Consider the following 11,493-nt stretch of genomic DNA (forward strand, 5'->3'; position numbering starts at 1 on the left):
CCGCCTCCCTGCTGCTCGACTTGAAGGTCCATGGTGGTGGTGATGCCCGGAAGGATCAAGGTAACGGAAAACGATCAACGGACCAGCAACCGGCGCATGACGAGAGCGTCCTCCTTCGGACCCGCATAGTATCCGCGACGCCGTCCGACGATCTCGAATCCCCGGCTTCGGTAGAGACCCTGCGCGCTTCGGTTCCCTTCCCGCACTTCGAGGAAGATGCGGACGACGCCCCGGGTCCGCGCTTCGCTGAGCACCGCGTCCACCAGTTCGCCCCCGATACCGCGCCGGCGGTCGTTCGGGGCCACGGCGAGATCCCCCAGTTCCGCCTCCCGCCCGACGAACCACACGGCGGCGTATCCGGCGATGCGCTCCTCTTCGTATACGGCGGAGAGGAGAACCGCGTCGCGGCGCCGCAGGAGGTTCCTGAACGTCCGTTCCGACCATGGTGTGGCGAAGCAGGCCTCCTCGATCTCCGTCACCTGCCCCAGATCCGCCTCGATGAGCGGCCGGATGCGAAGAACCTGCCTACCGGGATCCGCCACGGCGCCCGACCTGGCGTTCGGCTCCGGAACTCCGGACATATCGCGGTTCCCACGCGTCGATGTCCGCGACCCGGCCGGCCGGGAGCCTCTCGGCCAGCCACAGGAGCGCGCCCGCGCGCGGCACGCCCAGGAACGGGGGGAGCACCCTTCCGCCGCGAGCCTCGATCCGGGCGCGGTGCCGGATCGCACCCTCACCGGCGAAAAACCATGACCCGGGATCCTCCAGCCCCTCGACCCAGCGATCGATGTCGCACGCCTCCGGCCCGCGGATCGGGGCCTCCAGCGGCCCGTCGGCCCAGGCGGCCCCGTACACCTCGCCCCGCCGGGCGTCGAACAGCGCGCAAACGCGGTCACGCCCCGCGGAGGCGGCGACGGAGCGAAGGCTCGAATAGGCGAAGAGGGGCACACCTCGCGCGTGACACCAGCCCTTCGCGAGCGAGGCCGCGATCCGCACGCCGGTGAAGGAGCCGGGCCCCGCCCCGATGATCACGCGTTCGATGCCGTCGACGCCGATCCGGGCACGCGCGAGCATGCGCTCCACCTCGTCGAGCACGGTCTCCGAGTGCGTCGCGCGGACGGCCAGCGCGCACTCGGAAATCAGGGTGTCGCCGCGGCCCACGGCGATGCTGCCGAGGCTCGTACTCGTTTCGAGCGCCAGGCTCAGCACGCGGACGCCTCCTCCCCGCCGGCGTACGGGCCCGGATCGGGAACCGGCGGCACGCGGCCCAGCCCGCGCGCGGTCACCCGCCGCAGCGCCCCCGCGGCGCTCCCGGCAGCCCCTTCCGCCGCATCCGCCCCCTGGGCGAACTCGAGTCGAACTTCCCAGCGGTCGACCGGAAGCTCCTCCCCGGCGCGCTCGGCCCACTCGACGAAGACCGCTCCCGGGTGGGCTTCGAGTTCCTCCCACCCGAGGGCGAGGAGTTCGGACGGATCGCGGAGACGGTACAGATCCGCGTGCCCGACCGGACCTCGGCCGCCGGCATACCAGTGGACGAGCGTGTAGGTCGGGCTCGTCACGGCTTCGTCCACGCCCGCTCCGGCACACGCCGCCTGCGCGAACCGCGTCTTCCCGGCGCCGAGCGGTCCGCTGAGCGCGACGAAGACCTGCTCGCGATCCGCGACCGCGCCGACCTCCCGCCCCCAGCGCGCGAGCCCCGCCTCGTCCAGCACGGCACTCCTCATGCCGGATCCCCCGCGGAGACCGGCAGTCCCGGCGGTCGCGTCCCCTTCCCGTCGCCGATCCGGGCTCGGATCTCGAACAGTTCGTCCCGCAGCCGGGCCGCCGTCTCGAAGTCGAGCGCAGCCGCCGCGGCGCGCATGTCCTTCTCGATCGCCTCGGCCAGCGCCTCCGGCGACAGTTCCTCGTACGAGCCTTCCCGTTCGTGCACGGCGGGCTGCACCTCCCGCGCGTCGGCCACCGCGGTCGAGAACCGGATCTCCCGCACTGACTTCACGATCGAGCGCGGCTCGATCCCGTGCTCCCGGTTGTATTCCGCCTGCACTTCGCGGCGGCGCGCCGTCTCATCCATCGCGCGCCGCATCGAATCCGTCACCTTGTCCGCGTACAGGATCGCCTTCCCGGCGAGGTTCCGGGCCGCGCGCCCGATCGTCTGCACGAGCGACCGATCCGAACGAAGGAAGCCCTCCTTGTCCGCGTCGAGGATCGCGACGAGGGAGACCTCCGGCAGGTCGAGGCCCTCGCGCAGCAGATTGATCCCGACGAGGACATCGAACGTCCCCAGCCGCAGATCGCGGAGGATCTTCACACGGTCGATCGCCGCAATGTCCGAGTGCATGTAGCGCACCCGCACGCCCCGCACCGCGAGAAACTCCGACAGATCTTCCGCCATCCGCTTCGTGAGCGTCGTCACGAGCACGCGCTCGCGCCGCTCCGTCCGGCGGCGGATTTCGCCGAGCAGGTCGTCCACCTGCCCGCGGACCGGCCGCACCTCCACTTCCGGATCCAGCAATCCCGTCGGCCGAATCAACTGTTCGACGACGACGCCCCCGCTCTTGCGCAACTCGTACTCGCCCGGCGTCGCGCTGACGAAGATCGCGCTCGGCACGAGGTCTTCCCATTCCCGGAACGACAGCGGCCGGTTGTCCAGCGCGGACGGGAGCCGAAAACCGAACTCGACGAGCGTCGTTTTTCGACTGCGGTCCCCCTCGTACATGCCGCCGATCTGCGGGATCGACACGTGGGACTCGTCCACGACGACGACATAGTCGTCCGGGAAGTAGTCGAGGAGACAGTAGGGACGGCTGCCCGGCGCCCGGCCGTCCAGGTGCCGGCTGTAGTTCTCGATCCCGGGACAGAACCCCACTTCCGTCAGCATCTCGAGATCGAATCGGGTGCGCTGCTCCAGGCGTTGCGCCTCGAGGAGCCGGCCATCCTGCCGCAGGTGCAGCAGCCGCTCCTCCAGCTCCACGTAGATCGCGTGCCGGGCCTCCTCCAGTCGGTGGCCGAGCGTGGCGTAGTGCGTGGCCGGAAAGATCGAGGTTTCCGGAAGGCGCGTGATCGTGACGCCGGTCATCGGATCGATCTTCGAGATGCGTTCGATCGCGTCGCCCCACATCTCGACCCTGACGCCCTGCTCCTCGTACGCGGGCAGGATCTCGATCACATCGCCCCGCACCCGGAACGTGCCGCGTACGAAATCGAGATCGTTCCTCGAATACTGGATCTGCACGAGTCCGGAGAGGATCTCCCGGCGGGAGATCTCCTGCCCTTCGCGCAGCGTGAGCATGAGTTCGCGGTACCCAACCGGATCCCCGAGCCCGTAGATCGCGGATACGGAGGCGACGACAATCACATCTTGCCGTTCCATGAGGGCGGACGTCGCGCGAAGTCGCAGTCGATCTATGTCCTCATTGATCGATGCATCCTTCTCTATGAAAGTATCCGTCGCGGGTACATAGGCCTCGGGCTGGTAATAGTCGTAGTAGGAGATGAAATACTCGACGGCATTGCGGGGAAAGAACTGCCGCAGTTCTCCATACAGCTGAGCGGCGAGCGTCTTGTTGTGGCTCATGACCAGCGTGGGGCGATTGACCTCGGCAATCATCGCAGCCAGCGTCACCGTCTTTCCGCTGCCGGTCACGCCCAGCAGCGTCTGCCACTTGTCGCCGCGGCGCACGCCCTCGGCCAACTCACGGATCGCGGTGGGCTGGTCGCCCATCGGGTCGAATGGAAGCTGAAGGTCGAAGCGGGGCATGGTCTCGGGTCTAGCAGCCGGTCACTCGATGGTGAGGCCGCTCTCCCCGAAGGACTCCTTCCGTTCGACGGAGATGACGCCCTTCACGCCCTGAACCTTGCGCATGACTTTCTGCAGATGCGTCAGGTTCTCGACTTCGACGACGAACTGCCCGCGCATCCCTCCCTCGACCCCCTTGATGTCGGCCGACTGAATGTTCGTTCCGGTGTCGCTGACCGCGCGCGCGATGTCCGCGAACAGACCGTGGCGATCCGTCCCCTCCATGACGATCCGGATCAGGAACCGGCGCTCCCCGTGCGCCTGCCACTCGATTTCCACCCGGCGCTCGGGCGCGTTGGAGAGGTTGAGGACGTTCGGACAGTCCTGCCGGTGGATCGAAACGCCGCGGCCCCGCGTGATATAGCCGATGACCCGGTCTCCCGGGACCGGCTGGCAGCACTGGGAGTACCGGACCATCAGGTTCTCCATCCCCTGGATCCGGATCCCCTGCCCGCCCCCGCCCCAGACCTTGTCCACGAGCTTGTGGAGCGGACTCGGACTCTTGGGCGGCACCTCCGGGATGACCTCGGGGAGGATGGCCCGCATCACGCGCGTGAGCCCCACGTCGCCCCGGCCGGCCGCCGCATAGAGGGCATCCGATCCGTCGTATCCCAGCGTCTCGCACGCCGCCTTGAGGGCCGCTTCGTCCACCTTCCCCCGGCGGCGGCGCCTCCATTCCCGTTGAACGATGTCCTTTCCCAGCTGGAGCGCGGACTCCTGCTCTTCATCCCGGATCCACTGCCGGATCTCGTGGCGGGCCTTGCTGCTCCGCACGAAGCCCAGCCAGTCCCGGCTCGGCGTCTGCGAATCGGAGGTGAGGATGTGCACGGTGTCCCCGTTCCGGAGTGGACGGCTGAGCGGGGCGATCCGTTCGTTCACCTTCGCGCCCTTGCAGCGCAGCCCGACCTCGGTGTGCACGGCAAAGGCGAAGTCGATCGGCGTGGCCCCTTTCGGCAACTGCTTCACGTCTCCCGCCGGAGTGAAGACGAAGATCTCATCCTGGAACAGGTCGATGCGGAGGAACTCCATGAACTCCTCCGGCTCGCGCGTCTCCTGCTGCCATTCGAGTACCTGCCGGAACCACGCGAGTTCGTCGTCGACGTCGTCCCCGGAGCGCCCCTCCTTGTAGCGCCAGTGAGCCGCGATCCCGTACTCGGCGGTGCGGTGCATCTCGTGCGTGCGGATCTGGATCTCGTACAGCGCACCGCCGGGGCCGAAGATCGTCGTGTGCAGGCTCTGGTACATGTTCGACTTCGGCGTGGCGATGAAGTCGTGGAAGCGCTCGGTGAGCGGCGTCCACTTGTTGTGCACGATGCCGAGGGCGTGGTAGCAGTCGCGCACGGAGTCCACGATGAGCCGCATCGCCAGCGTATCGTAGACCTCTTCGTACGGCTTGTCGCGCTTCACCATCTTGCCGTAGATGGACCAGAGGTGCTTGGGCCGTCCCGTGACCTCGCAACCGACCCCGGCGGCGTCCAGTTCGGCCCGGAGCGGTTCCTCCATGCGTCGGATCAGTCCCTCGCGCTCGCCCCGCGTGGCGTTGACCTCCTTCACGAGCTTCCTGTACCCCTCGGGCTCCAGGAACTTGAAGGCGAGGTCCTCGAGCTCCCACTTGAGGCGGGCCACCCCGAGGCGGTGGGCGAGCGGCGCGTAGATCTCCCGGGTTTCGAGCGCGATCCGCTCGCGGGCGCCGGCCGGCATGTGCTCCAGCGTCCGCATGTTGTGGAGACGGTCGGCGAGCTTGACCATGATCACGCGCGCGTCGCGGGCCATGGAGAGGAGGAGCTTGCGGTAGGTCTCGACCTGGCGTTCCGCCATGGAGCCGAACGCGAACAGCGAGATCTTCGTGAGGCCGTCCACGATGATGGCGATTTCCTCGCCGAACTCCGTACGGATCTCGTCCACGGTCGTATCCGTGTCCTCCACCACGTCGTGGAGGAGCGAAGCGGCGATGCTCACGGTGTCGAGCCGGATCTCGATGAGGATCTTGGCGACCTCGACGCAGTGGCGGATGTAGTCCTCGCCCGAGCGACGCTTCTGGCCCTCGTGTTTCTCCAGGCTGTACTGGAACGCAAGGGCGAGCAGATCGAGGTCGAGGCGGGCCTCGTAGCCCTCGATCGCCTTCATGAAGTCCTCGGGCAGCAGCGAACGCGGGCCCGCTCCCGGCCCGGCCCGGCCCACTTCCCGCTTGAGGCTGCTCTCCACGCTTCGCGCTCCGTCCCAGAGACATCACCGCCCGAGCGCCGCGATCCATCGGCCCGGGCAACCCGTAAAGGTAGCAGTAGCGCGCGAGTTCGGCGCGGGCCGGGCGGGGATCGAGTGTTGCGTCCGGGACGCGACGTCAGCAGATGCCGCGTTCGCGAAGGCTCACGTAGGCGCGGTCGCCGAGGATGATGTGGTCGCGGACGGGGATGCCGAGGAGCCGGCCGCTCTCGACGAGCTGGCAGGTCACGGCGATGTCTTCGGGCGACGGTTCGGGCTCGCCGCTCGGATGGTTGTGGGCGAGGATGACGGAGGCCGAGGCCGTGGCGATCGCCGGCGCGAAGACTTCCCGCGGGTGGACGAGAGAGCTGTTCAGAAGCCCCACCGTGAGTCGGCGCTCGAGCAGGACCTGGCTCTGCGTATCCAGGTAGATGACCCAGAATTCCTCCTGCCGGCGGTCCCGCAGCAGGGGGCCGAGGCGTCCGAACACGTCGGCCGGACTGCGGATGCGCGCGCTGGCGCGGGCGGGCTCGGCCGCCTGCCGCCGCCCGAGCGCGAGCGCCGCGGCCACGGCGGCCGAACGGGCGGGGCCGACCCCCCCGGTCCGCTCGAGTTCGGCCGGCTCCGCCTGCCCCATCTCCCTCAGCGAACCGCCGAAGTCCGCCAGCAGGCGGCCGGCGACGTCCACGGCGGAGCGCCCCGTCGCGCCCCCACCGAGCACGACCGCGAGCAGTTCCGTCGTCGAGAGCGCATCGGGGCTGAAGCGGCGCAGCCGCTCCCGCGGACGTTCGCTCGCCGGGAGTTCGAGGATCTTCGGAGCCATGCCGTCATGTATCGCGGCGGCCATGAATTCCGTCTCAACTCCGGGGTAGCGGGAGGGGTGCCGCCGCGAACGCCGGTGGCACGTCAGCGCCAGGTCGCGCAAGTTTCGGACCCTTGAAGCCCGGAACCTCAACGGAGGACCAATGAAATCAGTCCTGCGCGGTGTCGGCACCGCCACCATCGCTTTCGCCTTCGCTCTCCCCGTGAGTGGGCAGACGCTCCTGCGGCTCGACCCGCCGGAAGGTCAGGTATCACGCTACGTCTTCTCCATGGAAGTCACCGCGGAGAATCCCATGATGCCCGCGTCGGGCCCGATGATGACGCTCCGCGCACATCAGACGCGCACGATCCTGACCGCGACGGACGAGGTCATTCGGGGGCGTACGGCGATCGACTCGGCCGCGATGACGAACGCGATACCCGGCGCCGGTCCTCTCCCGGATCTTTCGGGAAGCGTGTTTACGGTCGAGATAAGCCCGCGCGGCCAGCACGTCAGCACCGTCGCGGAGGAGACCCCCAGTAGTGAAGCGGAGCAAGTGGGGCAGGACCTGGTGGAGGGCGCGGAGTTCTTCTCGCTGCCCGAAGCCGAGGTCGGCACAGGCGATTCATGGACCGAGACGGTGCCCGTGCCTCTGTCGCTGGGCGGACCGGCGCAGACTGCGGACGTGGGCCTCACATACACCTTGGACAGCATGGAAGACGGGCGCGCGACGATCACGTTCACGGGGCCCGTGGAATCAAGTCTCGACATGGGAGGGATGTCGGCGAACGTCACCGGGGATTTGACCGGGTCCATGGTCGTGGACCTGGCTGAAGGCAGGTACGTGCGCCAGGAAAGCCGGCTCAACGTCGATGTGGTCATGGCCGGAATGGCGATCCCGACGGAGACGACGACAACGCTGGAACTCGTTACCGGTTGAGAAACGGTCGGTAGCGGGCCGAAATCGCTTCCGTCCGTCCGGGTCGGATCAGCCGCCCTTCGTGGGCAGGACGATCCGGGATGCGGAAACGCTGTTTCGCTGGACCGTCCACTCCGGGACGCTTCCGTCGCGGGGATAGCGGAGGAACGTGTCCGCATCCGCGCCGGCGATGGCGACCCGGATCCTGTGTCCCGCGCGGAACAGCACCGAGGTCGCCCACAGGTCGAAGCTCAGCTCCGCGACTTCCCCGGGCACGAGCGGGAGGGCGTCCGCGCGCGACTCGCTCCGGTGCGGTCCGTACTTCCTGTAGAGCGGAGGATCCTCCGTCACCGCGCGCATGACGCCGCGGAGCTGCCCCTCCGTGATGTACCGCACGGTGCCGTCCGGAGCCACGTCCTCCAGGTAGGCGATGAAGGCGCCGTCCGCTTCGGTTGACGCCAGGTACAGCGTGACGACCGGGTGGCCGGTGATCTCGAGGTCGGCGGCGAGCGGGGCGCTCGTCCAGGTCAACAGCTTCCCGTCCTCCTCCCGGCGGTCACCGTACACCACGTCGCCGCCTCCGCCGTTCGTGTACCAGCGGTTCCTCGTCCCCGTCGTCGCCGTGAAGTCGACCGTGTAGCGGTCCTCTCCCGTTTCCGCGGCGGGGGCTTCGGTCGAGAGCGCACCGTCCTCGCGGAAGTACCACGCGACGCCATCGAGGCCCTCCGGTGGCCACGTCTCCGTGCGCGACCAGCGGTCGGCGCCGAGCGTGTAGTAGTGGATCTCCATCGGCGTCTCCCCGAATCCATCCTCCCTGAGGTGGGCGTCGAAGAACGCGACGAGTTCCTCGAACCGGGCATCGGCGTCGGGTTGTACGGGCGTGTCGTCCGCCTTGAACGGGTCCGTGTCGTTCCGCGCCCCGTGGTCCCATGGACCGATGAACACCTGCTGCGCGTTGGAGATCGTGTTGTAGCGGCCGAGCGTGCCGTTCACCGTCCCGGCGTCCTGCCAGCCGACCCGAATGAACATGGCCACACCGGACTCCTCGATCTGCGGGAGGTGGCCGGAGGGACTGCGGCGGTGCCCGACGTTCGTCTCGCCGTAGGGTCCGAACGGGTCGTCCCGGAACTCGTATTCCAGCGCCGCCTCGAACGGCACGGTATTGGCCTGGTGCTCCGCCACCGCGGCGGCGAGCAGCGACCCGTCGACATCCGCGTCGACCGGTTTCACGCCGGTGACGCGGCTCCGCACGTCGTCGCAGGCGGCCCCCATCGCGTCGGACAGGCCGCAGATATCGTTCAGGTCCTGCATGCGCGTGCGGTTCGACCAGTCCTCGAGGAAGCCGACCGTGAGCACGCCGCCGGGGAAGATGAGGTGGCCGAAGTTGTCGAAATCGTTGAAGAGGGGCGCGACGGCCTTCACCGCGGGGCTCCGGTTGACCGCGAGCATCTCGGCGGTGTTCCCGGCGTAGGAGACCCCGTAGGCGCCCACGCGCCCGTTCGACCAGGGCTGGGCCGCAATCCAGTCCGCGACCTCCCCGTAGTCCGTGACCTCGTCCTCGGCGAGATCGAAGCGGCGGATCCCGAACGAGGCCCCGCTTCCCCGCCCGTCGACGAGGACGAGCGCGTACCCGGCCCGGTTCCAGCGCTCGGCCTCGGCGAAGTTCGATGTCTCCTCGAGGGGGACACCGACCTCGCCGCGGGCGCGCCAGTAGCGGGTCGCCCGCATCATGGCCGGGAGCCGGTCCCCTGGCTGGACGCCGTCGGGCAGCCACACGTCCACGGCGATACGGACGCCATCGCGCATGGGGATGTGAAGCGCCTGGTTGCGCGTGAGCGCGCTCACCGGGACGGCGCCCCCCGCGTCATCGCCGGCTGCGGACCCGTCGTCCGTGGCGGCGCCCCCGCAGGCCGCCGCGGCGATTGCGGCCAGCCCCGCGAGCCGCCGCGCAAGCGCGCCGGGGCCGCGATGGCGCCGACGTCTCACCAGGCGATCGCGTGGCCGTCCCGGCGCGGATCCGATCCGCCGGCGAGGGCGCCCGTTTCCGCATCCCGGTACACCCCCTGGACGCCGCCGAGGTTGCCGGGCTGGACCAGGTTGTGCCCGCGGTCGGCGAGTTCCCCGTAGACCTCCGGCGGGAAACCCGCCTCGAGGTACGTGACGGAATCCTCCGGAATCGGCGTCAGGCCACCACCCCGGTTGAGGCACATGCGGGGCGACGCGATCGCGAGCTGCATGTCCATCCCGCCGGCCGTCAGCTTCGTGATCACCTGCCCCACGGTCTGCGGGATCGTGTAGCCGCCGGCGGCGCCGACAGCCGCGACGAGATTCCCGTCCTTCATGACCACGCACGGGGTCATCACGCCCTTCGCCTTCTGACCCCCCGCGATGTAGTTGACGTGCCCTTCCTCGAGGGAGAAGCCGAACATGTGGCCGTTGTTGAGGAAGATGCCCGTGTCGCCCGCGATCACGCCGCTCCCGTAGAGCGCGACGAGAGACTGCGTGAAGGCGACGGCATTCCCCCAGCGGTCGGCAGAGGACAGGCTCGTCGTCCCGAAGAACGGGAGCGGGGCGCCCGAGAACGAGGCGATTCGGGCGGGGTCGATCATCGCCCGCTGCTCGTCCGCGTATTCCTTCGAGATGATCATGTCGACCGGGATCTCCGCATCTTCGTTCCCGGTGTTGTACCGTTCGTCGTCGATCAGGGCGAGCCGGTTCGCCTCGAGCCACAGGTGGGCGAACTCGGAGCTGTAGAGGTCCATGTTCGCGAGATCGAAGCCGTCCATGATGTTGAGCGCCTGGAACATCGTCATCCCGCACGATCCCGGGGGCATGGCGTAAAGATCGTGACCCTGGAAGGTCGTCGTGATGGGCTCTTTCCATGCGACCTCGTAACCCTCCAGATCGGCCTTCGTCATGTGGCCGCCGTTCTCGGCGAGGAAGGCGACGATGCGGTCTCCGATCTCGCCCATGTAGAAGTCGTCCGCGCCTTCGCGGGCGAGCCGGCGCATGCTGGCGGCGAGCTCGGGCTGCTTGATGATCTCGCCCATCCGCGGCGGACGGCCGTTCGGGAACATGATCCGGGTGCTGGACGGGAACCTTCCGAGCTTGTCCGCGCTCCCGTCGGTGTGGAGCGCGTCGAACTTCGAGATGACGAAGCCGTCCTCGGCGAGCTGGATGGCGGGTTCGAACACGTCGCCGAGGCTCATCGTCCCGTAGCGCTCGAGCACGGCGGCCCAGCCCTTGAAGGCGCCGGGTACGATCGGCGCGCGGTAGCCCATCTCGACGTCATCCGGCGTGATCGTGCTCGCCGAGGAGGCCGCGGGCGCCCGGCCGAGCGCGTCGAGTCCGACGACGCGATTTTCCTCCGCCAGGTAGATGAGCATGAAGCCGCCGAAGCCGCCGAGCCCGGACATGTAGGGTTCGGAGACGTTGAGCGTCGCGGAAGCGGCGACGATGGCGTCGATCGCGTTCCCGCCCTGCATCATGATCGTGGTGCCGGCGAGCGACGCGTAGTAGTCGGCGGCGGCCGTGACGCCCCGGCGGCCCCAAACGGTGCCGTGCGCGGGACCGAGCAGGCCGGGGACGTTCGAATCTCCGGCGGGTCCCCATTGTCCGATCCCGTCCGGGGGCGCGGCGGCCGTCTCGGGGGCGCGGCAGGCGATCAGACCGGATCCGGCTGCGGCCGCGGCGGAGGTGGCGAGGAAGTCACGGCGCTTCATGGCTCGACTCCTGGGCAGAGGGTTCGCGGACACTGATCCTAGCAGCCCCCGC

The 11,493-nt window shown here is 68.8% G+C and carries 9 protein-coding genes; 1 reads left to right on the forward strand and 8 read right to left on the reverse strand.

Translation table 11 applies throughout. The annotated features are described in order from the left end of the window. Positions 1-74 precede the first annotated feature (74 nt). The 6 genes from rimI to radC form a co-directional block, all read right to left on the reverse strand. On the reverse strand, positions 75-542 hold the full coding sequence (gene rimI / locus ACQY5G_RS14790) for a ribosomal protein S18-alanine N-acetyltransferase (protein ID WP_428275249.1): 468 nt from the start codon (positions 540-542) through the stop codon (positions 75-77). After that, on the reverse strand, positions 526-1,209 hold the full coding sequence (gene tsaB / locus ACQY5G_RS14795) for a tRNA (adenosine(37)-N6)-threonylcarbamoyltransferase complex dimerization subunit type 1 TsaB (RefSeq protein ID WP_428275251.1): 684 nt from the start codon (positions 1,207-1,209) through the stop codon (positions 526-528). Before tsaB ends, rimI begins: the two co-directional genes overlap by 17 nt. Further along, the gene (tsaE, locus tag ACQY5G_RS14800) at positions 1,203-1,724 is read right to left on the reverse strand and encodes a tRNA (adenosine(37)-N6)-threonylcarbamoyltransferase complex ATPase subunit type 1 TsaE (RefSeq protein ID WP_428275253.1); all 522 of its coding nucleotides are present in this window, start codon (positions 1,722-1,724) and stop codon (positions 1,203-1,205) included. Before tsaE ends, tsaB begins: the two co-directional genes overlap by 7 nt. Beyond that, on the reverse strand, positions 1,721-3,757 hold the full coding sequence (gene uvrB / locus ACQY5G_RS14805; protein WP_428275255.1) for an excinuclease ABC subunit UvrB: 2,037 nt from the start codon (positions 3,755-3,757) through the stop codon (positions 1,721-1,723). The genes tsaE and uvrB overlap by 4 nt, the downstream gene beginning before the upstream one ends. A 21-nt stretch (positions 3,758-3,778) precedes the next feature. Beyond that, entirely contained in the window at positions 3,779-6,001 is a 2,223-nt protein-coding gene (locus tag ACQY5G_RS14810) for a RelA/SpoT family protein (RefSeq protein WP_428275257.1), read from the reverse strand. A gap of 136 nt (positions 6,002-6,137) precedes the next feature. Then, positions 6,138-6,845, reverse strand: coding sequence for a RadC family protein (radC, locus tag ACQY5G_RS14815; RefSeq protein ID WP_428275259.1), 708 nt, complete (start codon positions 6,843-6,845; stop codon positions 6,138-6,140). 118 nt (positions 6,846-6,963) lie between these two features. On the opposite strand from radC, the gene ACQY5G_RS14820 reads away from it, so the two are divergent. After that, positions 6,964-7,740, forward strand: coding sequence for a DUF6263 family protein (locus ACQY5G_RS14820; protein ID WP_428275261.1), 777 nt, complete (start codon positions 6,964-6,966; stop codon positions 7,738-7,740). Between the two features lie 48 nt (positions 7,741-7,788). On the opposite strand, the gene ACQY5G_RS14825 is transcribed toward ACQY5G_RS14820, so the two are convergent. After that, the gene (locus ACQY5G_RS14825; RefSeq protein WP_428275263.1) at positions 7,789-9,705 is read right to left on the reverse strand and encodes a CocE/NonD family hydrolase; all 1,917 of its coding nucleotides are present in this window, start codon (positions 9,703-9,705) and stop codon (positions 7,789-7,791) included. Then, positions 9,702-11,441, reverse strand: coding sequence for a gamma-glutamyltransferase (gene ggt, locus ACQY5G_RS14830; protein ID WP_428275265.1), 1,740 nt, complete (start codon positions 11,439-11,441; stop codon positions 9,702-9,704). The genes ACQY5G_RS14825 and ggt overlap by 4 nt, the downstream gene beginning before the upstream one ends. Positions 11,442-11,493: the final 52 nt, after the last annotated feature.

This window comes from Candidatus Palauibacter sp. (assembly GCF_965261555.1).
In the GTDB taxonomy this organism is placed as follows: Bacteria; Gemmatimonadota; Gemmatimonadetes; order Palauibacterales; family Palauibacteraceae; genus Palauibacter.